Origin of the sequence: Sphingomonas sp. Leaf257 (genome assembly GCF_001422185.1) — a bacterium.
GTDB classification, from domain to species: Bacteria; Pseudomonadota; Alphaproteobacteria; order Sphingomonadales; family Sphingomonadaceae; genus Sphingomonas; species Sphingomonas yabuuchiae.
Genome location: NZ_LMMH01000032.1, coordinates 232,253 through 254,609, shown reverse-complemented (window position 1 = coordinate 254,609; position 22,357 = coordinate 232,253). Strand labels below are relative to the sequence as shown.

At 66.5% G+C, this 22,357-nt stretch carries 22 protein-coding genes and 1 tRNA gene; 11 read left to right on the top strand and 12 right to left on the bottom strand.

The genetic code is table 11. The features are described 5' to 3' along the window. Positions 1–10 precede the first annotated feature (10 nt). Positions 11–787 carry a formate/nitrite transporter family protein gene (locus tag ASF14_RS14070; protein WP_056436163.1) on the bottom strand — a complete coding sequence of 259 codons (777 nt, stop codon included), beginning with the start codon at positions 785–787 and terminating at the stop codon, positions 11–13. Positions 788–1,011: 224 nt separating this feature from the next. Here ASF14_RS14070 and ASF14_RS14065 point away from each other — a divergent pair, with 224 nt between their 5' ends. Both ASF14_RS14065 and ASF14_RS14060 read left to right on the top strand, forming a co-directional pair. Then, positions 1,012–1,350 carry a P-II family nitrogen regulator gene (locus tag ASF14_RS14065; RefSeq protein WP_042488306.1) on the top strand — a complete coding sequence of 113 codons (339 nt, stop codon included), beginning with the start codon at positions 1,012–1,014 and terminating at the stop codon, positions 1,348–1,350. Between the two features lie 16 nt (positions 1,351–1,366). Continuing rightward, positions 1,367–2,731: an ammonium transporter gene (locus tag ASF14_RS14060; RefSeq protein ID WP_056436160.1), complete on the top strand. Its 1,365-nt coding sequence runs from the start codon at positions 1,367–1,369 to the stop codon at positions 2,729–2,731. Positions 2,732–3,004: 273 nt separating this feature from the next. On the opposite strand, the gene ASF14_RS14055 is transcribed toward ASF14_RS14060, so the two are convergent. Beyond that, complete coding sequence (locus ASF14_RS14055; RefSeq protein ID WP_056436156.1) at positions 3,005–3,370, bottom strand: EF-hand domain-containing protein; 366 nt, start codon at positions 3,368–3,370, stop codon at positions 3,005–3,007. Positions 3,371–3,530: 160 nt separating this feature from the next. Here ASF14_RS14055 and ASF14_RS14050 point away from each other — a divergent pair, with 160 nt between their 5' ends. Genes ASF14_RS14050 through ASF14_RS14040 form a run of 3 tightly spaced genes read left to right on the top strand, consistent with a single transcriptional unit; the run spans position 3,531 to position 8,032 of the window. Continuing rightward, the gene (locus ASF14_RS14050) at positions 3,531–4,751 is read left to right on the top strand and encodes an argininosuccinate synthase (protein WP_056436153.1); all 1,221 of its coding nucleotides are present in this window, start codon (positions 3,531–3,533) and stop codon (positions 4,749–4,751) included. A gap of 34 nt (positions 4,752–4,785) precedes the next feature. After that, a complete protein-coding gene (locus ASF14_RS14045) occupies positions 4,786–6,357 on the top strand; it encodes a hypothetical protein (RefSeq protein ID WP_056436150.1) in 1,572 nt (523 codons plus the stop codon). Between the two features lie 10 nt (positions 6,358–6,367). Continuing rightward, positions 6,368–8,032 carry a hypothetical protein gene (locus ASF14_RS14040; RefSeq protein ID WP_056436147.1) on the top strand — a complete coding sequence of 555 codons (1,665 nt, stop codon included), beginning with the start codon at positions 6,368–6,370 and terminating at the stop codon, positions 8,030–8,032. A gap of 158 nt (positions 8,033–8,190) precedes the next feature. Here the strand turns inward: ASF14_RS14040 and ASF14_RS14035 are convergent, their stop codons facing one another. The 4 genes from ASF14_RS14035 to ASF14_RS14020 all read right to left on the bottom strand — a co-directional run bounded on the left by ASF14_RS14035 (position 8,191) and on the right by ASF14_RS14020 (position 10,929). Next, positions 8,191–9,321, bottom strand: coding sequence for a GNAT family N-acetyltransferase (locus tag ASF14_RS14035; protein ID WP_056436145.1), 1,131 nt, complete (start codon positions 9,319–9,321; stop codon positions 8,191–8,193). Between the two features lie 232 nt (positions 9,322–9,553). After that, positions 9,554–10,018: a RidA family protein gene (locus tag ASF14_RS14030; protein ID WP_056436142.1), complete on the bottom strand. Its 465-nt coding sequence runs from the start codon at positions 10,016–10,018 to the stop codon at positions 9,554–9,556. A 33-nt stretch (positions 10,019–10,051) separates the two neighbouring features. Next, complete coding sequence (locus tag ASF14_RS14025) at positions 10,052–10,690, bottom strand: hypothetical protein (RefSeq protein ID WP_056436139.1); 639 nt, start codon at positions 10,688–10,690, stop codon at positions 10,052–10,054. Further along, positions 10,687–10,929 (bottom strand): DUF3572 family protein, encoded by a 243-nt coding sequence (locus tag ASF14_RS14020; RefSeq protein ID WP_156361199.1) that lies wholly within the window; start codon positions 10,927–10,929, stop codon positions 10,687–10,689. Before ASF14_RS14020 ends, ASF14_RS14025 begins: the two co-directional genes overlap by 4 nt. A gap of 64 nt (positions 10,930–10,993) precedes the next feature. On the opposite strand from ASF14_RS14020, the gene ASF14_RS14015 reads away from it, so the two are divergent. Then, on the top strand, positions 10,994–11,356 hold the full coding sequence (locus tag ASF14_RS14015) for a response regulator (RefSeq protein ID WP_056436133.1): 363 nt from the start codon (positions 10,994–10,996) through the stop codon (positions 11,354–11,356). Positions 11,357–12,355: 999 nt separating this feature from the next. On the opposite strand, the gene ASF14_RS14005 is transcribed toward ASF14_RS14015, so the two are convergent. After that, the gene (locus tag ASF14_RS14005; protein WP_056436128.1) at positions 12,356–13,051 is read right to left on the bottom strand and encodes an RlmE family RNA methyltransferase; all 696 of its coding nucleotides are present in this window, start codon (positions 13,049–13,051) and stop codon (positions 12,356–12,358) included. Then, positions 13,048–14,091: a Ppx/GppA phosphatase family protein gene (locus ASF14_RS14000; protein WP_056436125.1), complete on the bottom strand. Its 1,044-nt coding sequence runs from the start codon at positions 14,089–14,091 to the stop codon at positions 13,048–13,050. The genes ASF14_RS14005 and ASF14_RS14000 overlap by 4 nt, the downstream gene beginning before the upstream one ends. Before the next feature lie 169 nt (positions 14,092–14,260). Between ASF14_RS14000 and ASF14_RS13995 the strand changes: the two genes are divergently transcribed. From ASF14_RS13995 to ASF14_RS13985, 4 genes are all read left to right on the top strand, one after another. Next, positions 14,261–14,334 (top strand) — tRNA-Gln (locus ASF14_RS13995). 85 nt (positions 14,335–14,419) lie between these two features. After that, on the top strand, positions 14,420–14,620 hold the full coding sequence (locus ASF14_RS21585; protein ID WP_156361198.1) for a hypothetical protein: 201 nt from the start codon (positions 14,420–14,422) through the stop codon (positions 14,618–14,620). A 76-nt stretch (positions 14,621–14,696) separates the two neighbouring features. Beyond that, positions 14,697–15,278 (top strand): pseudouridine synthase, encoded by a 582-nt coding sequence (locus tag ASF14_RS13990; protein WP_056436122.1) that lies wholly within the window; start codon positions 14,697–14,699, stop codon positions 15,276–15,278. Positions 15,279–15,401: 123 nt separating this feature from the next. Beyond that, entirely contained in the window at positions 15,402–16,232 is an 831-nt protein-coding gene (locus tag ASF14_RS13985) for a 23S rRNA (adenine(2030)-N(6))-methyltransferase RlmJ (RefSeq protein ID WP_056436119.1), read from the top strand. 109 nt (positions 16,233–16,341) lie between these two features. Here the strand turns inward: ASF14_RS13985 and ASF14_RS13980 are convergent, their stop codons facing one another. The 4 genes from ASF14_RS13980 to adh form a co-directional block, all read right to left on the bottom strand. Continuing rightward, positions 16,342–16,881, bottom strand: a complete 540-nt coding sequence (locus ASF14_RS13980; protein ID WP_236697076.1) for a GNAT family N-acetyltransferase — start codon at positions 16,879–16,881, stop codon at positions 16,342–16,344. 33 nt (positions 16,882–16,914) lie between these two features. Then, entirely contained in the window at positions 16,915–18,429 is a 1,515-nt protein-coding gene (locus tag ASF14_RS13975) for an acetyl-CoA hydrolase/transferase family protein (RefSeq protein ID WP_056436117.1), read from the bottom strand. A gap of 50 nt (positions 18,430–18,479) precedes the next feature. After that, the gene (adhP, locus tag ASF14_RS13970; RefSeq protein WP_056436114.1) at positions 18,480–19,514 is read right to left on the bottom strand and encodes an alcohol dehydrogenase AdhP; all 1,035 of its coding nucleotides are present in this window, start codon (positions 19,512–19,514) and stop codon (positions 18,480–18,482) included. An 86-nt stretch (positions 19,515–19,600) separates the two neighbouring features. Then, positions 19,601–21,112 (bottom strand): aldehyde dehydrogenase, encoded by a 1,512-nt coding sequence (adh, locus tag ASF14_RS13965; protein ID WP_056436111.1) that lies wholly within the window; start codon positions 21,110–21,112, stop codon positions 19,601–19,603. 186 nt (positions 21,113–21,298) lie between these two features. On the opposite strand from adh, the gene ASF14_RS13960 reads away from it, so the two are divergent. Then, positions 21,299–22,336: a sigma-54-dependent Fis family transcriptional regulator gene (locus ASF14_RS13960; protein WP_056436435.1), complete on the top strand. Its 1,038-nt coding sequence runs from the start codon at positions 21,299–21,301 to the stop codon at positions 22,334–22,336. Positions 22,337–22,357: the final 21 nt, after the last annotated feature.

Genomic DNA, 22,357 nt, shown 5'->3' with positions numbered 1-22,357 from the left:
ATGGGGAGGATCAATCGCGCTTCAACGCCCCATGTCCCGCGCCCAGCAACAATGCGATCGCAGCGCCGCCGATCAGGTTGCCCAGCGTCGACAGCGCCAGATTGTGCGCGATGCCCCCGAGCGGCACCCCTGTCGGATCGAGCGCCCAGCCGAGCGGCAGCAGCGTCATGTTGGCGATCGAATGCTCGAACCCGGCAGCGACGAACAGCGTGACCGGCGCGATCACCGCGACGATCTTGCCCGCGACCGTCTCCGCGCCGCTGGCCATCCAGACGGCGAGGCACACCAGCATATTGGCAAGGATGCCCGACGCGATCAGCGTGCCGCTCGACTTGGCGGTCTTCGCCATGGCCGTTTCGCGGGCGACGGCGGCAACCGTGCCGTCGACCGCCTCGACTCCGCCTGAAGCGAGGAACAGGCCGACTATGATCAGGCTGCCGACCAGATTGGCGAACCAGACCAACCCCCATGCCTTGGCGAGCCCCATCCCCGTCACACGCCGCTGAACGATGGACAGCGACAGCATCGCATGGCCGGTGAACAGATGCGTGCCCGTGACCATCACCAGCATCAACCCGCTGGAAAAGGCCAGGCCTGCCAGAAGATGCGTGGCGCCCATGCCCGACGGCATCCCGGCGCTGGCGATCAGATAGGCGATGCCGCCAAGGCCGATCTGCATACCCGCCGCCATGCCCAGCCACAGCACCGCCCCCATTCCCGCCGTACCCCGCTCCGCCATCGTATCGGCGATAGTCCGGGCCAGCGGCTCGCCAGTCGTATCGATCATGACGGCTCCCTTTCGCCTCTGCCTCAAAAGCCAACAGGCGGCGAACGGCTTCGATCCACTTCCTGCTCAAAATTTGGGCAGCGGCGGCGATATGCTGAATTTTTGGTGCATGACGGCGGCTGATAAACAGGCGTCCCATTCGCATTCGCCCGGAAAAGTAACGGAAATGTAAACTGGCACACCCCTTGCGATGCGGTCCCACGGGTAATGCAAAGGGGGCGCAGGTGAAGCTGATCATCGCTATCATCAAGCCGTTCAAGCTCGACGAGGTGCGCGAGGCGCTGACCACTTTGGGCGTGGCGGGCATGACGGTGACCGAGGTGAAGGGTTTCGGGCGGCAGAAGGGCCAGACCGAAATCTATCGCGGGGCCGAATACAGCACCAACATGGTGCCCAAGATCAAGATCGAGGTCGTTTGCGCGTCCGAGATCGCCGACCGCGTCGTCGAATCGATCCAGGCCGCCGCGAATACCGGCGCGATCGGGGACGGCAAGATCTTCATGCTCGATGTCGGCCAGGCCGTGCGCATCCGCACCGGCGAAACCGACGAATCGGCGCTCTGAGCAAGGGGGGATTTCGATGAAGCACATCACCAAGATGGCGACCGGCACCGCAGGCCTCGGCCTGACGCTGTTCGCCGCGCTGCCCGCCTGGGCACAGGACGCCGCGCTCCAGGCGCCGCCCGCCGCCGCCACCGCCGCGACGGTGAACAAGGGCGACACAGCCTGGATGCTCACCTCGACCGTGCTGGTCATGATGATGATCCTGCCGGGCCTGGCGTTGTTCTATGGCGGCCTCACCCGCGCCAAGAACATGCTGTCCACCATGACCCAGATCGGCGCGGCCGCGTGCCTCGCGATGCTGATCTGGGTGATGTACGGCTATAGCCTGGCCTTTGGGCCGGACGTGTCGGGGGGCGCGTCCAACTTCATCTCCGGGCTGGGCAAGGCGTTCCTGGCGGGCGTGACCCCGGCCAGCCAGTCGGCGACGTTCACCGCGGGCGTCGAAATCCCCGAATATGTCTTCGTCTGCTTCCAGATGACCTTCGCCGCGATCACTGCCGCGCTGGTGCTGGGATCGGTGGTCGAGCGGATGAAGTTCTCGGCGGTCATGGCCTTCACCGCGGTGTGGCTGACCATCGTCTATTTCCCGGTCGCGCACATGGTGTGGGCCTCGTCGGGCCTGTTCTTCAAGGCGGGCGCGCTCGACTTCGCGGGCGGCACCGTGGTGCACATCAACGCCGGTGTCTCGGCGCTGGTCGCCTCGCTGATCCTGGGCAAGCGCATGGGTTATCCGACCACGCCGATGCCGCCGCACTCGCTGACGCTGACCGGCGTGGGCACCGGCCTGCTCTGGGTGGGCTGGTTCGGGTTCAACGCCGGCTCGGCGCTGGAAGCCAATGGCTCGGCCGGTCTGGCGATGATCAACACCTTCGTCGCGACGGCGTCGGGCGGCCTGTTCTGGATGCTCGCCGAGCGTCTGGCGGGGCATAAGGGTTCGGCGCTGGGCTTCTGCTCGGGCATCGTCGCGGGGCTGGTCGCCGTTACTCCGGCGGCGGGCAATTCGGGCCCGTTCGGCGCGATCGTGCTGGGCGCCATCGCCAGCGTGGTCTGCTTCTATGCGGTGTCGGTCCTGAAGCCCAAGCTCGGCTATGACGATGCGCTCGACGCCTTCGGTGTCCACGGCATCGGCGGCATGATCGGCGCGATCGGCACGGCGGTGGTCTATGCCCCGTCGCTGGGCGGCCCGGGTGCGGCGGACTACGCCATCGGTTCCAAGCTGCTGGTTCAGCTGGGCGCGGTCGCCACGACCATCGTCTGGGCCACCATCGGCACCGTCATCGCCATGTATGTCGCCAAGGCGATCACCGGCCTGCGCGTCTCGAAGGAAGTCGAGCAGGAAGGCCTCGACCTCGGCGAGCACGGCGAGCGCGCCTATAACTGATCGGGAGCGGGGGCGAACAGAACCCCCGCACCCCACGACGTTCCTCCTGCGGACGACCTAAGCCCGGTGCGGCAACGCACCGGGCCTTTTTTGTGTGTGGGGGGGGGAAGGGCCATTCCCCATCTCCGTTCAGCCTGAGCGAAGTCGAAGGCCACGCCATGCCCTATCGGCAACCGGAATCCCGTGCACTTCGACTTCGCTCAGTGCGAACGGAGGTGGGGGATAGGCGGAACGGAGGTTGGGAAAGGTTGGTGATCGGGAGGGCTGGGCCCTTTACCGCCCCTTCGGCCCCGCCTGCTGCGCCTGTGCCGCCTTGGCCGCTTCATATTCGTCGAAGGTGCGTGACAGCAGCGCCTGGGCTTCGGCCTCGGTCACCTTGCCGTCCTTGTTGGCGTCGGCCTTGTCGAACCACAGATCGGTCAGGCGCTGGGCATGGACCGCATCGATTGCCTTCTTGCCGTTGCCCATCTTCATGATCGCGGCCTTCACCTCGGCCTTGGTCAGCACACCGTCGTGATTGGTGTCGCGCGCCTTGAACTCGCGCGAGAATTTTGCGGCGGCCGAGGCCCGCGTATCCTGCGCCAGGGCAGGGGTGGCCAACGAGGCGGCGATCAGACCGGCGACGAGAAAACGGGTCATGCACGGGACTCCCATACGGAACTTCGCAGCCGCTCCTGACGGCCTTTGGCTGTCCGCGCAATGAACGATAAGGGGAACGGATCAGCCGAAGGTTGCGTGAGGGGCGTCGAGCGCATAGGGCGCGAGGCAAATCCATCCCCTATCCTCGAAGGACTTTGCCGTGAGCGAAGATATCAAGCGCGTCGTCCTCGCCTATTCGGGCGGCCTCGACACCAGCGTCATCCTCAAGTGGCTGCAGCAGCATTATGGCTGCGAGGTCGTGACCTTCACCGCCGATCTGGGCCAGGGCGAAGAGCTGGAGCCCGCGCGCAAGAAGGCCGAGATGGCGGGTGTAAAGCCCGAACACATCTTCATCGACGATCTGCGCGAGGAGTTCGTCAAGGATTACGTCTTCCCGATGATGCGCGCCAATGCGCTGTACGAGGGGCTGTACCTGCTCGGCACCTCGATCGCGCGGCCGCTGATCGCCAAGCGCCAGATCGAGATCGCCAAGATGGTGAACGCCGATGCGGTCAGCCACGGCGCGACCGGCAAGGGCAACGACCAGGTCCGCTTCGAGCTGGGCTATTACGCGCTGAACCCCGACATCAAGGTCATCGCGCCGTGGCGCGAATGGGACCTGACCAGCCGCACCAAGCTGATCGAGTTCGCCGAGGCGCATCAGATCCCGGTGTCGAAGGACAAGCGCGGCGAAGCGCCCTTCTCGACCGATGCGAACCTGCTGCACACCTCGTCCGAGGGCAAGGTGCTGGAGGACCCGTGGGATGAGGTCCCCGATTACGTCTATTCGCGCACGGTCAATCCGGAGGACGCGCCCGACGTGCCGGAGACGATCACCATCGATTTCGAGCGGGGCGACGGCGTCGCGCTGAACGGCGAGGCGTGCTCGCCCGCGACCCTGTTGACCAAGCTCAACGAACTGGGCCGCAAGCATGGCATCGGCCGCCTCGACCTGGTCGAGAACCGCTTCGTCGGCATGAAGAGCCGCGGCATGTACGAGACGCCGGGCGGCACCATCTATGCGCTGGCGCATCGCGGCATCGAGCAGATCACGCTCGACCGGGGTGCCGCGCATCTGAAGGACGAACTGGCACCGCGCTATGCCGAGCTGGTCTATAACGGCTTCTGGTTCTCGCCGGAGCGCGAGATGCTGCAGGCCGCCGTCAACTATAGCCAGGAGAAGGTCACCGGCACCGTCCGCCTGAAGCTGTACAAGGGCCAGGCGATCGTCACGGGCCGCAAGTCGCCCTATTCGCTCTATTCGGAAAAGGTCGTCACCTTCGAGGACGATCAGGGCGCGTACGACCAGCGCGACGCGGCGGGCTTCATCAAGCTGAACGCGCTGCGCCTGCGCCTGCTGGGGCGTCGCGACCAGATCTGATCCGATCTCACCGTTCTGAAGGGGCAGGGCCGATATGGTCGATGACGGCCGACAGGACGGGATGACCGAAAAGGGGGCGGGGCTGTGGTGGCAGTCCCGCCCCTTCTTGTTGCTATGCATGCTGGCCTCGGCGATCCCGCTGCTCTGGCCCGCCGTGCCGCCGCTGGGCGACATGGGCGACCATATGGCCAGCTATCGCATCCTGGCCGAGGCGGGGCAGGCGCCGCTGGCGCGCTATTATGCGGTGCACTGGGCGGCGGTCGGCAATCTGGGCGTCGAGGGGATCGTACTCGCGCTGCACCATGTCTTCGGCATGGGGGTGGAGCTTGCCGCCAGGCTTGTCGTCATGGCCATTCCGCCGCTGACCGTGGCGGGGCTGATCGCCCTGGCGCGAGAGGCCCATGGGCGGATGCCCGCCAGTGCCATCCTGGCCTTTCCGCTGGCTTACGGCCCCGCCTTCCAGATGGGCTTCGTCAATTTCTGTCTGGCGCAAGGGTTTGTGTTCCTGGCCATGGCGCTCTGGCTGCGGCTGGCGCGGACCAGGGGCGCGGCGTGGCGGATCATCCTGTTCACGCTGCTCGCGCCGCTGCTGTGGCTGGTCCATGCGCTCGGCTGGGCGCTGCTGGTGGCCTATGTCTTCGGCATGGAGGCCGGGCGGCTGGTCGAGCAGGGGCGGCGCTGGCCAAAGGCGGTGCTGCGCGCGGGCGTGACGGTGACCCCGATGGCGTTGCCCGCGCTGTGGATGATCCGGTCGGGCGGGGATCAGGTTGCGGGAGAAACCGGGCGCTGGTTCCTGTCCTACAAGCTGCGCTGGATCATGACCCTGTTCCAGGAACGCTGGATGGCGTGGGATCTGGCGGCGGTGATGGGGCTGTTGTTCTTCGCCTATGTCGTGATCCGGTCGCGCCGCCTGTCGGTCCGCCCGGTGCTGGGCGTGCCCGCCGCGATCGGGTTCATCGTCTTCCTCGCCCTGCCCTATCTGTTCCGGGGCGGGGCCTATCTCGACATGCGGATGCTGCCCCCGGCGGTGATGCTGGCCTTGTTGTCGGTATATGGGCGCCCGGCGTGGTCGGAGCGTGGACTGGCGGTCGCCGCGACCGTCTTTTTCGTGGCGCGGCTGGCGGGCACGACCATCGCCTTCGCGCAGCTGGCACAAGGGCATGATCGCGAGTGGCGAGCCATTGCCGCGCTGCCGCCGGGCGGCACGGTGCTGGTCCTGGCCAATGTCAACGCCGAGTCACGCTGGGGGGCACCCCGGCTGACCCATATAGGCGGGCTTGCCGTCGTTCGCGCGGGCGTGTTCACCAACGGCCAGTGGACGGTGCCGGGCCAGCATCTGATCCAGCCCCGTCTGGCCGGGGCCGGGCGGTTCGACCGTGACCCGTCCTCGCTGATCTTTCCACCGGGCGGCGAAGGGGGACTGACCGACTTCGAGGATGCGATCCGCGATTTCGACCGATGCACCTTCGATGCGGTCTGGACGATCGGTTTTCCCAAGGAGCGGACCCGATCGCCCGATCTGACGCCGGTCTGGGCGCAGGGCAATTCCGCCGTCTATCGCGTTCGTCGCGGCCGATGCTTGTCGGACGCCCCTTCGGTCCGCTAGGCACCAGCAGATGAATGGGGGAAAGCTCAACTGGTGGCAGACGCGGTGGTTCGTGGCGGCGATGGCGCTGCTCGCCGCCGTGCCGCTGCTCTGGCCCACCGTGCCGCCGCTGGTCGACCTGCCGGGGCATATGGGGCGGTATCGCGTCCAGCTGGAATATGCCAACCAGCCCTGGCTGGCGCATTGGTATCGCTTCGAATGGCAGATGATCGGCAATCTGGGCATCGACCTGCTGATCGAGCCGCTCGCGCCGATCTTCGGACTGGAGCTGGCGGTCAAGCTGATCGTCATCGCCATTCCGGTCCTGACCGTCACCGGCCTCCTCTGGATCGCGCGCGAGGTGCAGGGGCGCATTCCCGCCACCGCGCTGTTCGCGCTGCCGCTGGCCTATAGCTATCCGTTCCAGTTCGGCTTCGTGAACTTCGCGCTGGCGATGGCGCTGGCGCTGAACCTGTTCGGCCTGTGGCTGCGCATGGGGCGGCTGGGCGCGGTGCGGTTGCGGGCCATCATCTTCGTGCCGCTGTCCTGCCTGCTCTGGGTGGCGCATACCTTCGGCTGGGGCGTGCTGGGCGTGCTGGCCTTCTCCGCCGAGCTGATCCGCCAGCACGACATTCGCCGGGCCAAGGGCGCGCGCGGGGTGCGGGGCTGGGCCGAGTCGGCCTTCCATGCCGGGCTGGGCTGTATCCCGCTGGCGCTGCCCATGGTGCTGATGGTGCTGTGGCGTTCGGGCGCGGATGTAACCGGCAAGACCGGCGACTGGTTCAACTGGCGCTGGAAGATCAACTGGGTCACCATGGTGCTGCGCGATCGCTGGATGGCGTTCGACCTCGCCTCGGTCACGGTGCTGTTCCTCGTCCTGCTCAAGGGCGTGCGCGACGAGCGGGTCGAATATTCGCGCAACCTGGTGCTGTCGGCGGCCTTCCTGTTCGTCGTCTATCTACTGCTGCCGCGCGTCGTCTTCGGCTCGGCCTATGCCGATATGCGTCTCGCCCCCTATGTGCTGGCCATCGCACTGATCGCGCTGCGCCCCCGGCGCGGGCTGTCGTTGCGCGGCGCCTCGACGCTGGCGATCGTGGGGTTGTTGTTCTTCGTCGTGCGGATCGGTGCGACCACGGTCAGCTATGTCATGTACAGCAACGATTACGACCGGGTGCTGAGCGCGCTGGATCATGTGCCGCCGCGCGCGCGGTTGCTGACCTTTGTTGGCCGTCAATATTGTGCCGATGTCTGGCCCTCCAGCCGGTTGGAGCATGTCGCGGGCCTCGCGCTGGAGCGCAAGCTGGCCTATGCCAACGACCAATGGTCGATGGCCGGTGGTCAGCTGCTGACGGTACGCTACGCCCCCGCCAAGCGGTTCGCACATGACCCGTCGGAGATCGTGACCCAGCGGCGCTGTCGCGGGCAATGGTGGCGCCCGGTCGAAACCGCGCTGAAGCTGATGCCGCGCGACGCCTTCGACTATGTCTGGTTGGTCCATGCGCCGCGTTACGACGAGGCGCTGACGCGCGGGCTGACGCCGATCTGGCGCGAGGGCGACAGCGTCCTCTACCGGATCGACGATCGCCGCCCGATCATCGATCCGGCGGCCTATGAACTGCTCAGCCGTCCCTCGCCCGATGAGGACAAGCGGGCGCCCGCGCGGCGCAAGGCGACCCCCGACAAGGACGACAATTAAAGCACGATGATATGAGACGCTCCCCTCCCCTTCAGGGGAGGGGCCGGGGGTGGGGCGTTTCCACAAGTACGGGATTGGTCGAAAGTCCCCACCCCAACCCCTCCCCTGAAGGGGAGGGGCGCGCTTTGACCAAAGGCAACTTCATCCTGCCCGACGCCTCACCCCCGTCGGAACGGGGTCAATTCGCCCAGATACTCGCTTTCCGCCTCGATCGCCTGACGCTCGCGTTCCACGAACTCGGCGACGGCGTGGCGGAAGGCGGGGTGCGGGATATAATGCGCCGACCAGGTCGGCACCGGGACATAACCCCGGGCCAGCTTGTGCTCGCCCTGCGCCCCCGCCTCCACCGTCGCCAGCCCGCGCGCGATGGCGGCGTCGATCGCCTGGTAATAGCACAGCTCGAAATGGAGGAAGGGCACCTCCTCGACCGCGCCCCAATAGCGGCCATAGAGCGTGTCCTCGCCGATCAGGTTGAGCGCCCCCGCGATCGGCACCCCGTCGCGCTCGGCAAGGATCAGCAACACCTTGTCGCCCAATTGCTCGCCGATCCGGTCGAAGGCGGCGCGGGTCAGATAGGGCTGGCCCCATTTGCGGCTGCCCGTATCCTGATAGAAGACCCAGAAGGCATCCCAATGCTCGGGGCGGATCTGGTCGCCGGTCAGGTGGCGGATGGTTAGCCCCTCGACGGCGGCGGCGCGTTCCTTGCGGATCGCCTTGCGCTTGCGGCTGGCGAGCGCGTCCAGGAAATCGTCGAAGCTGCGATAGCCGTCATTGCGCCAGTGGAATTGCACGCCCTCGCGGATCAGCCAGCCCGCCGCCTCGAAATACGGCAGCTGATCGGGCGCGACGAAGGTGACGTGCGCGGAGGACAGCTCGTTCTGGTCGGTCACCGCCTCGATCGCGGCTATCAGCGCGGGCGCGAGCGCGGGGTCGCGCAGCAGCAGCCGGGGGCCGGGAACGGGCGAGAAGGGCGCGGCAATCTGAAGCTTGGGGTAGTAACGCCCCCCGGCACGCTCCCAGGCATCGGCCCAGCCATGATCGAAGACATATTCGCCCTGGCTATGCGCCTTGAGATAGGCGGGGGCGATCGCGGCGGGCTGTCCGTCCGGGCCGTCGATGACGATGGGGGCAGGCGTCCAGCCGGAGCGGCCGCCGACGCTGTGCGACGTTTCCAGCGCGGTCAGGAAGGCGTGGGAGACGAACGGATTGGCCGTGCCCGCGCAGGCGTCCCACTGGTCGGGGGACAGGGCGGCCACGCCGGACAGGATACGCGCGACGGCGGTGGTCATCGCGGTGGGATATGCGGTGTGGAGTGGGGTGGGACAAGGGGTGGGCAGTTCGCTTGTGGCTTTCCCTCCCCCATCCCCTCCCGCCTGCGGGAGGGGCGTGATTCGTGGCAGCGAAAGGCTTCTATCGCGAAGGCGGGAAGACGCCCGCCGGGTATCGCTCCCCTCCCGCAAGCGGGAGGGGATGGGGGAGGGCAGGGCCGCGAGCTATGCACTCTCGACCCACCCCAGAAAATCACCCCAATTCGACGATCGCATCCACCTCGACCGCCGCGCCCAGCGGCAGCACCGGCACGCCCACCGCGGATCGCGCATGGCGGCCCGCATCGCCGAACAGCGACACCATCAGCTCCGACGCGCCATTGGCGACCTTGGGCTGGTCGGTGAAGTCACCGGCCGAGTTCACGAACACGCCCAGCTTCACGATCCGCTTCACGCGCGACAGGTCGCCGCCCAGATACTTTTTGATCTGCGCGACCAGCATCAGGCCGCACGCCTGCGCCGCCTTCTGCCCGTCTTCCAGCGAGACGCCGTCGCCCAGCCGTCCGGTGACGAGCTGGCCGTCGATGAAGGGCAACTGGCCGGAAATGTGGAGAAGCCCGCCCGCCTCGACGACGGGGACATAGGCGGCGACGGGGGCGGCAGCCTCCGGCAGGGTGAGGCCGAGCTGCTCGAGCGCGCGATCGATATGCGTGGTCATGGGGCGAGACATGGCGCGCTCGCCCCGTTCAGGTCAAGCGCCCGGTCGATTCGGGGCAGGCCGGCCTTCATCGAAACGCGCGGCGATCCAGGCTTCCGCCTCGCGCCAGTCGTCGATCCGGGCATGGGCGTCGGGCGCGGGGGCGACGTGCGGGGCCATTTCGGGCTCGGACACCATGTGCAGCCGGTGGACCTGCGGCGCATGTTCGGCGACCGAGGCATGATGCTGGGCAAGGTCGTCGACGAAGACGGTGACGGGGTGGCCGTGCTCGGCGACCAGCTTGGCGACCGGCGCGCCCTTGGGTCCCGTATTGCACTGGACCCGGTGATGGATGCCGAAGCGCGCCAGCTGTTCGATGCGGGGGCTGCGGCATTCCTCGATCAGGTTGGTCAGGATGACGATATCGGCGCGGGTCGCCAGCGCCGCCAGCGCCTCGGCGGCGTGCGGCACCAGCGTCTGGCGGTCCATCTGGCCGGGGAAGAAGCCGTGCAGCAGGTCCCAGGCCTCTGCCTGCGTCGGCGCGGGGCCGCCGCTGCGCCGGGTCAGCGACCCGAAGAAATCATGCCGGTCGAGCGCGAAGTCCATGTCATGCGCTTCGTCCAGCCAGTCGCGGAAGTGGCGGACCATGTGGACGAGCACCTCGTCGCAGTCGCAGATCAGCAGCGGCTTCATGCGGCCTCCAGCACCCGGCGGGCAGCGACCAGCGATTCGGGGCGCACATCCAGCGACTCGGCGCATTCGATCAGATCGGCCTCATGCCCCTCCAGGAAGGACAGGATGGCGGCGAGCATGCCGGGCTCGCCCGCCCCGCCGCGCAATTCCTCGACCGACAGCCCGGTCAGCGCCAGCAGCCGTTCGGCGCGCGACGGGCTTTGCAGCGTCCATATGAGCGCCTGCAGCGCCAGGGCCATATTGGCTTCGATTGTATCCGGTCCGGGCATTGCCTATCGTGTCCGTCGTAATGGTGGAGACCGCGTGACAAGAAAGGTGCTCGTTGTCGAGGACAACGAACTCAATCTGAAACTCTTCTGCGACCTGCTGCGCGTGCACGGCTTCATCGCCGAGCCGGTGCGCGACGGGCGCGAGGCCGTGGCGCGCGCTCGGGAGGTGGAGCCCGACCTCATCATCATGGACATCCAGATGCCGCATGTGACCGGATACGAGCTGATCCTGGAGCTGAAGGCCGACGAAGAGTTGCGCCGCATCCCGGTGATGGCGGTGACCGCCTATGCGGGCCGCGACGACGAGGACCGTATTCGCGCGGCGGGGGCGGATTCATACGTGTCCAAGCCGATCAGTCTGATGCGGTTCATGGAGGCGGTGAACGCGTTGTTGTGAGGGGGGCGATCTTAGTTCGCCTCGCCCCCCACCGTTCGCACTGGCGAAGTTGAAGTGCACGCTCCGGCCCTTTGTCACGCGCGTCATCCTGTGGCCTTGGATTTCGCTCAGGCTGAACGGCGTCGGGGGCGAGCAAAATGTCTACTTTTGGTGGAATGTGGTCGTTTGGCCCCAGCTACTTCGATTGGCTCATAGGTCTAGAGAACTGGTACTCATTAAATATCTCGACAGTGGCCAACTCCGGCCCCTCGTTCCAGATTGAAACCCAATTTTCTGGGTGAATGTCGACCGAGTGCGGGTAGCCGTCGTGAAGGATCACAAGGGCTTCGCCCTTTGGCGGAACCTCATACTGGTCGCAAAGTGGCTCGATGAAGATCGTCAACGGTGTTTCGAGATAATTGCGGATAGGCAATCGCAAAGGGCTGCTCCATCTTCCGATGCCTCATGCTGGATCGTCGCAAGAATGTCGGCAAGTGGGCATTAGCAGAACGCCCGCCTTGTGGCGAAGTAGCCATCCGGCCATTGCGTGAAGCGCCGAAAAGCTGCCGTTCGGCTTCAAGGCTCGAGCTCGCAAGCAGCAGAATCGAACGCAAAGTAGCGGCCGCCAGTAAGCATATGAGGAGCATGTTCCCGCCACCATGCAGCGGCACTTGGATGATGGTCGGCTAGGTGATCTACTGCCGCCTTCGCGTTTACCATGTAGCCCCTGACCATAAAGGTCTTGCCCGAAAGAACCGCCCACATCCGCGAAAGCCAGTGGCGGGGTCCAGTCAGCACACCCAAGCTTCGCCACTCACGCTCATGCTTCGAAGCCAATGGCAAAGACAAGCCGATCCATGCGTCTCTAACCCATTCCGGAGCTTCGCCGATGGGTCGGTGCACGATCCGAATGTTCATAGTACTAAGCTGTCACGCTCTACGAACGTCCGCAACGAAGAAAGCGGCGCGTCGCTCTTCATCTCGGCTTTTGGGCGAAAGCGGACCCTGTCGCTTTTAGACTCAGTCCTCCGAATCATCCTCAACCACCGCAGCCTTCCGCCCCTTGAACCCCTGCGCGACGACAAACCATTCCACCGAACCCTTGCGGCTCGACGGCGGCTTGGCGTGCTTCACGGTGGCGAAATGGCGTTTCATTTCGGCGACCAGCTGCGAATCGGCGCCGCCCGCGAAGACCTTCGACACGAACACGCCGCCGGGCGACAGCACGTCGCAGGCAAAGGCGAAGGCCGTCTCGACCAGTCCCATGGTGCGCAGCGCGTCGGTCTGCGGGTGGCCGACGGTGTTGGCCGCCATGTCCGACATGACCAGATCGGGCGCGCCGCCCAGCGCCTCCATCAGCTTGCCGGGCGCGGCGTCGTCCATGAAGTCCATCTCGAAGATGGTCACGCCGTCGATCGGATCGACCGGCAACAGGTCGATGCCGACCACGCTGGCGTTCGGAACCTGACGCCGCACCACCTGCGCCCAGCCGCCGGGTGCCAGCCCCAGGTCGATGATCCGCTTCTTGCCGCGCAGGAAGCCGAAGCGTTCGTCCAGCTCGATCAGCTTATAAGCCGCGCGGCTGCGATACCCCTCCGCCTTGGCACGGCGGACATAGGGGTCGTTCAGCTGGCGCTCCAGCCAACGGGTCGACTGGGCGGTGCGCTTCCGCGCGGTGCGCACCCGCTGGTGCAGCCCTGCATTGCCTCTGCTCACGTTCTGGCGATTCCCATCAAGCGGCGCAGGATTCCCTCGCGAATCCCACGGTCTGCGATCCCTAGCCGCTCGGCGGGCCAGAGGTCCAATATCGTCTCCAGGATGGCGCATCCCGCCACCACTAGATCGGCGCGTTCGGGGCCGATACACGCCACCTTGCCGCGCGCGGCCAGGCTCTTGCGCGACAGGTCGGCGCTGATCGCGCGCATCGCGGACGTGGGCACAATCAGCCCGTCGACGGCGGCGCGGTCATAATGGCTGAGCCCTAAGTGGACGCTGCCCAGCGTCGTCACCGTGCCGCTGGTGCCCAGCAGTCGAGGGCTTTTCAGGTTCCGGGGCAATCGCGCGGCGAAATCGGCGAAGCTGTCCGCCACCATGGCGCGCATCCGGGCATAGGCGGCCAGCCGCCCGGCCTCGCCCTCGCCACCGCCCGCGCTCTCGGTCAGCGAGACGACGCCCCAGGGGGCCGAATGCCAGTCGAGGATGCGGGGGCTGGGGCTGCGCGTGTCGACCAGCACCAGTTCGGTCGAGCCGCCGCCGATGTCGAACACCAGGGCGGGGTCGTCACCCGGCTCGATCAGCACGTGACAGCCGAGCACGGCCAGCCGCGCCTCTTCCTCGGCCGAGATGATGTCGAGATGGATGCCCGTCTCGGCCAGCGCGCGCGCGATGAAGGCGGGGCCGTTGGCGGCGCGGCGACAGGCCTCGGTGGCGACGGCGCGCGACAGGGTGACGTTGCGGCGCTTCAGCTTGTCGGCACACACCCGCAGGGCTGCAATGGTGCGGTCGATCGCGGCGTCGGACAGGCGGCCGGTCGTCGCCAGTCCCTCGCCCAGCCGGACGATCCGCGAAAAGGCGTCGACGACCGCAAAGCCGCCGCCCTGCGGCCGCGCGATCAGCAGGCGGCAATTATTGGTACCCAGGTCGAGCGCGGCATAGGCCTGCGCATCCGACCACCGGCCACGCTGGGGCCGGGGGGGTGCCGAACGGGCAGGCGGCTTGGCCTGCCGGTACGGCCTTCGGGTGGGAACATCCCCCATCGCCGTATCTCGCTTATTCTGTTCTATCCGTCACGAACATGAGTGTTCGCCGGTGCTTGAAGCCCAAGGTAGCGAGTCGGCGCCCGCGCGACAAGACGCACGGCCGCCGCCATGGCGGAATTCGGTTGACAGGGGTGATTCGGCCGCCTAGAGGCACGCCCCTGTTCGATGCCCCGTCGTCTAAAGGTAAGACCACGGACTCTGACTCCGTTAATTGAGGTTCGAATCCTCACGGGGCATCCAGATCTCTCTGAAATCGCCGGTTTCTTCACGTTCGCGGGGATCGCGTGATGAGGGCGTTTGTGCGGCTGCGACCCGGAACCGGGCCGTGTGGGACGGGGTTGCCATCGTCATGGTCGTGATCGGATGCCTGCTGCTCGTCATCCTGCCGCTCATCGGTCTGGTGATCGGCGGTTATCTGGGTGGGCTTGCAGTCGGCCTGTGGACGGCACTGGGTGGCTTTGCGGTGGCCTTCGCCGTCTGTTCGTTGTCGGTCATCGCCCTGGTAAAGGCGCGCCCTTCGCGCTGAGGTCCAGCTCGAAGCCCGGCATTGTTGACGGAATGCGGCGCAAGACAGGGCCGTAGCCGAACGCTATGAGCGCAGCATGCCCCGGCTGCTCCTGTTCAACAAACCCTATGGGGTCCTATCGCAATTCACGGACAAGGGATCGCCCACGGTTCGGTCGACCTTGTCGGAGTTCATCGCGGTGAAGGGCGTCTATCCCGCCGGACGGCTCGATCGGGATAGCGAGGGCCTGTTGCTGTTGTGCGATGACGGGCGGTTGCAGGCGCGCATCGCCGATCCGCGCTTCAAGATGCCCAAAACCTATCTCGTCCAGGTCGAAGGCGATCCGCAGGAGCCGGAATTGGCGCGCTTGCGGCAGGGCGTCCGCCTCAAGGACGGCATGACCCTGCCCGCCGATGTGGCGCGTATCGACGCGCCGGACCTGTGGCTGCGCGATCCGCCGATCCGCCAGCGCAAGCTGATCCCCGACAACTGGCTGAAGATCACGATTCGCGAAGGGCGCAACCGGCAGGTGCGCCGCATGACGGCGGCGGTCGGGTTGCCCACGCTGAGGCTGGTTCGCTGGTCGATCGGCGACTGGTCCGTCGCCGGAATCGCGCCGGGCCAGTTCGTGGAGGCTCCTGCTCTGGGCAGGACGGGCGGCGGCGCGCAGGACCGGTGAGAACGGCATAGGCCGCTTGGCGGGGCACACTGGCCCCCGCCGCCTGTTGCGATCGACCGCGAAAACTGATTTGAGGCTTTGACGCCTTCCGCTTCCCCAAGCGCCTGGCAGGTTTTGGATTCCATGAATTATCGCCACTCCTTCCATGCGGGCAACAGCGCCGATGTCGTGAAGCACAGCCTGCTGATCGCGCTGGTCCGGGCCTTGCAGCAGAAACCGGGCGCGTTGACCCTGATCGACACCCATGCGGGTTGCGGACTTTACGACCTTGGCGGCGAGCAGGCCCAACGGACCGGCGAAGCCGCCCAGGGCGTGGCGCGGGCCTTTGCCGACACCGACCCGCTGCTGGACGATTATCGCGCCGCCGTGCAGGCGGTGAATGATGGGGCGGAGCCGCGCCTCTATCCCGGCTCGCCACGGTTCCTGGCGCAGCTCCTGCGCCCGCAGGACGTGCTGATCCTCAATGAAAAGCACCCCGAGGACGCCCGTACCTTACGCGGTGCGATGCGCGGGACGCCTGCGGCCGTGCATGAGCGCGATGCCTATGAGCTCTGGCTGGCGATGCTTCCCACCCGCACCCCGCGCGGCGTGGTGGTGGTCGATCCACCGTACGAACAGACAGACGAACGCGCCCGCATCACCGCCACGCTCGCGGCGGCGTATCGCAAATGGGCGCATGGCGTGACGGTCATCTGGTATCCGCTGAAGGACCGCGCGACGCACGGGCGGTGGAAGTACGACCTGCACAAGCTCGGCATTCCGAAATTCCTGTCGGTCGAGCATTGGCTATATGATGCCGATCAGCCGGGCATCTATAACGGTGCGGGCCTTTTCATCGTCAATCCGCCCTATGCCTTCACACAGGCGCTGCCGCCGCTGCTGGAATCCCTTCGTGCCGCACTGGCCCCGGAAGGGCATAGCGGCGAGATCAGGGCGGATTGGCTGCGCGACTGAAGGGGGCTGGTTCCAGGCTGGAGCGTGAGTTTCTGTCCGGAACGCCGACCGACAAGGCCCTGGTTCCGTCGACGATGCGCCGTGCCTCTGGCGCAGCCCGGCACCCGCGTCAGGCGATGTTTCGCTTCAGCAGCACCAGCATGGGGTCGCCCTCGACCGCATGAGGTTCGAAGCCCATCTCTTTTTCGATCGTGATGGCGGAGCGGTTTTCGCGGTCCTCGATCGCCTCTATCGTGCGATATCCCTTGCGCCGCGCATGTTCGACCAGATGGTCGAGCAGCGTCCAACCAATACCCTGCCGTTTCATATCGTGTCGGATGGCGATGGCGGCTTCGGCGGTGGTCGAGTGGTCGTCGCCCGCCAGCATCGCCGCCGCCAGGATCGATCCGTCGTCGGCAAAGGCGATCAGGCTTTCGGTGTGCCTGTCATTCGTATCGATCATGCTCCTAAGCCGCTCATGGCTGACCTCGCGCACGCCGGTCAGGAAGCGGAAACGCAGGTCCTCGGGCGAGACATGGGCGAAGAAGGCGGCCAGCGCCGTTTCGTCCTCGCCGCGCGCGCGGCGAACGTGCAGCCGCACGCCTTGGCGGGTGACAAGCAACTCGGTGTCGGCGATCGTCATGATGTTCTCCTCGATGGCTGCGACCATGGTGCGTTTGCCCGCTCGTGACATTGACTATCGTCAAGACGGCAACATCGTTCCCGTTTCCATGTAACGACGATGCCAGGACAGCGCTTCGGCGGGGAGCGAGGGGGCGTGAAGGCCATAGGACCCGCCCTCGGCGCGCATCGCATAGTCGGCGAGCATCGGTCGGTAATCGGGATGCGCGCAGCGTTCGATCACGGCTTTGGCACGCTGGCGCGGCGACAGGCCGCGCAGGTCGGCCAACCCCTGTTCGGTGACGATCACCTCCACGTCCTGCATGATGTGGTCGACATGCGAGGCCTGCGGCACGATGGCGGAAATCTTGCCGCTTTTTGCGGTCGAGGGGGTCATGAAGATCGAGACATAGGCGTTGCGTGCGAAATCGCCCGATCCGCCGATGCCGTTCTGGATGCGCGATCCCATGACCAGCGTCGAGTTGACGTTGCCATAGATATCCGCCTCGATCAGGCCGTTCATCGCGATGCACCCCAGGCGGCGGACAAGTTCGGGATGATTGCTGATCTCCTGCGGGCGCAGGATCATGCGGTCCCGGTACGCGGTCATGTTGGCGTTGAGCCGCGCCGCCGCCTGCGGGCTGAGCGAAAAGGCGGTGGCCGACGCCATGCGCAGGCGACCGGCATCGAGCAGGTCGAGCATCCCGTCCTGGATCACCTCGGTATAGGCGGTCATGGGGTCGAACGGCGCGTCGACCAGGCCGGACAGCACCGCATTGGCGATGTTGCCGACCCCCGACTGGATCGGCAGCAGGGCGGGGGGCAAGCGTCCGCGCGAGACCTCATGGGCCAGGAATTCGATGACGTGCCCGGCAATGGCGCGCGCGGTGTCGTCGGGCGCGGCGAAGGGCAGGTTGCGGTCGGGGGCCTCGGTTTCGACGATGGCGACGATCTTGTCGGGATCGCAGGCCAGATAGGGCGTGCCGATCCGGTCGTCCGGCCGCACCAGCGGGATCGGCACGCGTTCGGGCGGCAGGCGGGTGCCGTAATAGATGTCGTGCATCCCCTCCAGCGCTGCGTCCTGCCAGCGATTGACCTCCAGGATGACGCGCTTCGCCCGGTCTGCCCAGGTCTTGTTGTTGCCGACCGACGACGAGGGGATGAGCGATCCGTCGGCGCGAATCCCCGATACCTCGATGATCGCGGTGTCGAGCGGGCCTAGCACGCCTTCCCAGGCCATTGGCGCGACCTGGCTGAGATGCATGTCGAGATAGTCGATCTCGCCCCGGTTGATCTTCTCGCGCGCGACCGGATCGCCGCTATAGGGCAGGCGCTGGGCGATGCCGTCGACCGCGGCCAGCGCGCCGTCCAGTTCGGGGCCGGTCGAGGCGCCGGTCCATAGGTTGACGCGGAACGGATGCCCCGCGCCGTGGGACTCGGCGATGCGCTTGGCCAGCGCCTGGGGCACCATCTTGGGATAGCCGGAGCCGGTGAAGCCGCTGGTCGCCACCGTTTCGCCGGGGCGGATCAGGGCGGCGGCGGTGTCGGCATCGGTGATACGCGAACGAAGGGCGGTACAGGCGATACGGTCGGTCATTGTTTCTCCAACGCTGGCGGGCGGGGCCGGAGCCACCGCCCGCCGCGATTTCAGGCCGCCAGGTCGAGGACGATGCGACCCTCGATCTGGCCACGACGCATTCGGTCGAACACCTGGTTGACCTCGGCAAGCGGCGCGGTGGCGACCGTGGCCTTCACCTTGCCGTCGGCGGCGAAGTCGAGCGACTCCTGAAGGTCGAGCCGGGTGCCGACGATCGAGCCGCGCACGGTGATGCCGTTCAGCACCAGCCCGAAGATGTTGAGCGGAAAGTCGCCCGGCGGCAGGCCGTTGAGCGCGACGGTGCCGCCCCGCGCCATCATGCCCACGGCCTGCGCGAACGCCTTTTCGCTGACTGCGGTGACGAGCGCACCCTGCGCCCCGCCGCCGGTCTCGCGCTTGATCGCCGCCGCCGGGTCCGCCTCGGTCCGCGCATTGACGGTGACCTTCGCGCCCAGCCGCCGGGCGAGGTCCAATTTGGCGTCGTCGACATCGACCGCCGCGACGTTCAGCCCCATGGCGACCGCATATTGCACCGCCATATGGCCAAGCCCGCCAATGCCGGAGATGACGACGGTATCGCCCGGCTTGGTATCGGTCATCTTCAGCCCCTTATAGACCGTCACCCCGGCGCAGAGCACCGGCGCGATCTCGGTGAAGCCGATATTGCCGGGCAGATGACCGACGAAATTGGGGTCGGCGATGACATAATCGGCAAAGCCGCCATTGACCGAATAGCCGGTGTTGAGCTGGCTCTCGCACAAGGTCTCCCACCCGCCCAGGCAATGCACGCAGTGGCCGCAGGCGGTGTAGAGCCAGGGCACGCCGACCCGGTCGCCCTCCTTGATGTGCTTCACGCCCTTGCCGACCGCCGAAACATAGCCGACGCCTTCATGCCCCGGAATGAAGGGCGGGTTGGGCTTGACCGGCCAGTCGCCTTCGGCGGCGTGCAGGTCGGTGTGACAGACGCCGGATGCCTGGATCGCGACCTGGATCAGGCCGTCGCCGACCTCCGGCACCGGGACTTCATCGATGGTCAGGGGTTGGCCGAATGCCCGCACGACGGCGGCTTTCATCGTCTTCGCCATGGTGTTTCTCCTGTATGATGAGGATGCAACGGGGATGGGCGCGGCCGCCGATCCCCGCCTTGATCACGGTCAAAAGAAGCCTGGGGTCAAAAGAAGCCGAGCTTCTTGGCCGAGTAGCTGACCAGCAGATTCTTGGTCTGCTGATAATGGTCGAGCATCATCCGGTGCGTCTCGCGCCCGATGCCCGAGCGTTTATAGCCGCCGAACGCCGCGTGCGCGGGATAGGCGTGGTAGCAGTTGGTCCAGACGCGGCCCGCCTGGATCGCACGGCCCATGCGGTAGGCCCGCGTGCCGTCGCGGGTCCACACGCCAGCACCCAGGCCGTAGAGCGTGTCGTTGGCGATGCGCAGCGCTTCCTCATCGTCCTTGAAGGTCGCGACCGAGACGACGGGGCCGAAAATCTCCTCCTGGAAGACGCGCATCCTGTTGTGGCCGCTGAGCACCGTGGGCTTGACATAATAGCCCTCCAGCCCCTCGGGCCGGTTGCGGGTGCCGCCGGTCAGCACCTTCGCACCCTCGTCGCGACCGATGTCGAGATAGCCGAGGATCTTGTCCATCTGCTCCTGCGAGGCTTGCGCGCCGACCATGGTGGCGGGGTCGAGCGGATCGCCCTGGATCATCGCCTCGACCCGCGCGACCGCCTTTTCCATGAAGCGATCATAGATGGACTCGTGGACCAGTGCGCGGCTGGGGCAGGTGCAGACCTCACCCTGGTTGAGCGCGAACATGGCGAACCCCTCGATCGCCTTGTCGAGATAATCGTCATCCTCGGCCGCCACGTCGGAAAAGAAGATGTTCGGGCTCTTGCCGCCCAGCTCCAGCGTGACCGGGATCAGGTTCTCCGACGCATAAGACATGATAAGCTGTCCGGTCGTCGTCTCGCCGGTAAAGGCGATCTTGGCGATGCGCGGATTCTGCGCCAGCGGCTTGCCCGCCTCCAGGCCATATCCGTTGACGATGTTGAGCACGCCCTCGGGCAGCAGGTCGGCGATCAGTTCGGCCAGCACCATGATCGAGGCGGGGGTCTGCTCGGCGGGTTTGAGCACCACGCAATTGCCCGCCGCCAGCGCGGGCGCGAGTTTCCAACAGGCCATCAGCAGCGGGAAGTTCCACGGGATGATCTGCCCGACGACGCCCAGCGGCTCGTGGAAATGATAGGCGACGGTGTCGTGGTCGATCTCGGAGATGCCGCCTTCCTGTGCGCGGATGCACCCGGCGAAATAGCGGAAATGGTCGATCGCCAGCGGCAGGTCGGCGGCGGTCGTCTCGCGGATCGGCTTGCCATTGTCCCAGGTCTCGGCCGTGGCGAGCAGGGATAGATTCTCCTCCATCCGGTCGGCGATGCGGTGCAGGATCAGCGCGCGTTCGGCGACGCTGGTGCGGCCCCAGCCATCCTTGGCCTTGTGCGCGGCATCCAGCGCCAGTTCGACATCGGCGGCCTGGCTGCGCGCGACCTGGCAGATCACCTGTCCGTCGATGGGGGATCGGTTGTCGAACCAGCGTCCCTCGACCGGATCGACCCAGCGGCCGCCGATGAAATTGGCATAACGCTGTTTGAACGGCGCGGTACGGGCCTTGATGGCATCCTGAATCGTCACGGGCTCTCTCCTTGGTCTGTTATGATCCAAGGCTCTGCCCGTGGCGTCCGAGGGGCAAGACGATGCGCGACGAAGTGTAGGCGACGTGGTGGACTTTCCGCCACCGAGGCGTAGCATGTGTCGCATGGCGCGACGCGACAACAGCGCCGGTGTCGCAAATTGCGACAATGGGAGAAGGATGCGGCGATGGACGGCGCCGGTATAGAACAAGGGCGACGCGCCTATTTCGACGAGGGGCAATTGCCCCTCGAAACCGTGCGCCAGCCGGTGCTGCGATCCTGGTTGCGATGCACCGACATGGGACTGGCGCAGGGACGGCTTCAGGGCGGCGGACCGCTGGCCGAAAGCGAACTCCATGCGCTGCGCCAGCGTCGCGAGTCGCTGCGCCGCCTGTGCCGCCCCGAGCTGGAAATGCTGGCGGGCGAGGCGCGCGAGACGGGCAGCGTCGTGATCCTGGCCGACGCGGACGGCATGATCCTCGACACGATCGGGGATACCGGCTTTCTGTCCCGCGCGGCGCAGGTGGCGCTCAGGCCCGGCGTCTCCTGGACCGAGGCGAGCACGGGCACCAACGCGATCGGCACCGCCATTGCCGAGCGTCGCCCGATCGCCGTCCATGGCCCCGAGCATTTCTTTGCCGAACATGCGGTCTTGAGCTGTGCGGCGACGCCGATCCTCGATCCACGTGGCGCGATCGTCGGGGCGCTCGACATTTCGGGGCCATCGGCCAGCGGCCATGGCCATGCGCTGGGGCTGATCCGGCTGGCGGTCGACCAGATCGAGCATCGGCTGTTCCGCAGCGGCTTTGCCGATTGTCGCGTGCTGCGGATGCATGACGATGCCGCGATGCTGGGCACCGCGCGCGAAGGGATATTGGTGTTCCGCGACGACCGGCTGGTCGCCGCCAACCGGCGCGGGCTTTCGCTGGTCGGGCGCAGCTGGGAGGCGCTGGACGATGCGGCGCTCGGCGAACTGGTCGACATGCAGGGGCAGGCGGCGCGGGGCCGATTGCGCCTGGCCAACGGCGCGACCCTGATCGGCGGCTGGGATGCCGATGTCCGGGGGGGCGGCATCGAACTGTCCGTCGCGCGCCCGCTGGCCGACGAGCGGGCCGAGGCGATCGACGCGGCACTGGCGGCGCATGACGGCAATGTCTCGGCGGCGGCGCGGCAACTGGGCATCCACCGCAGCACCATCCACCGGCACCTCGCCCGCCAGCGCTGAGGGCTGCGGCACGGCGCTTTG

Coding starts and splice junctions, on each gene's coding strand:
- ASF14_RS13975 (WP_056436117.1), bottom strand. CDS start 18,429: ATGACCGACCGTATCGCCTGTACCGCCCTTCGTTCGCGTATCACCGAT.
- ASF14_RS14000 (WP_056436125.1), bottom strand. CDS start 14,091: ATGGGGGATGTTCCCACCCGAAGGCCGTACCGGCAGGCCAAGCCGCCT.
- ASF14_RS14035 (WP_056436145.1), bottom strand. CDS start 9,321: ATGACCACCGCCGTCGCGCGTATCCTGTCCGGCGTGGCCGCCCTGTCC.
- ASF14_RS14070 (WP_056436163.1), bottom strand. CDS start 787: ATGATCGATACGACTGGCGAGCCGCTGGCCCGGACTATCGCCGATACG.
- adhP (WP_056436114.1), bottom strand. CDS start 19,514: ATGGCGAAGACGATGAAAGCCGCCGTCGTGCGGGCATTCGGCCAACCC.
- ASF14_RS14045 (WP_056436150.1), top strand. CDS start 4,786: ATGGTCGATGACGGCCGACAGGACGGGATGACCGAAAAGGGGGCGGGG.
- ASF14_RS14020 (WP_156361199.1), bottom strand. CDS start 10,929: ATGGCCCTGGCGCTGCAGGCGCTCATATGGACGCTGCAAAGCCCGTCG.
- ASF14_RS14040 (WP_056436147.1), top strand. CDS start 6,368: ATGAATGGGGGAAAGCTCAACTGGTGGCAGACGCGGTGGTTCGTGGCG.
- ASF14_RS14060 (WP_056436160.1), top strand. CDS start 1,367: ATGAAGCACATCACCAAGATGGCGACCGGCACCGCAGGCCTCGGCCTG.
- ASF14_RS13990 (WP_056436122.1), top strand. CDS start 14,697: ATGCCCCGGCTGCTCCTGTTCAACAAACCCTATGGGGTCCTATCGCAA.
- ASF14_RS14030 (WP_056436142.1), bottom strand. CDS start 10,018: ATGACCACGCATATCGATCGCGCGCTCGAGCAGCTCGGCCTCACCCTG.
- ASF14_RS14025 (WP_056436139.1), bottom strand. CDS start 10,690: ATGAAGCCGCTGCTGATCTGCGACTGCGACGAGGTGCTCGTCCACATG.
- ASF14_RS13985 (WP_056436119.1), top strand. CDS start 15,402: ATGAATTATCGCCACTCCTTCCATGCGGGCAACAGCGCCGATGTCGTG.
- ASF14_RS14055 (WP_056436156.1), bottom strand. CDS start 3,370: ATGACCCGTTTTCTCGTCGCCGGTCTGATCGCCGCCTCGTTGGCCACC.
- ASF14_RS13980 (WP_236697076.1), bottom strand. CDS start 16,881: ATGGTCGCAGCCATCGAGGAGAACATCATGACGATCGCCGACACCGAG.
- ASF14_RS13960 (WP_056436435.1), top strand. CDS start 21,299: ATGGACGGCGCCGGTATAGAACAAGGGCGACGCGCCTATTTCGACGAG.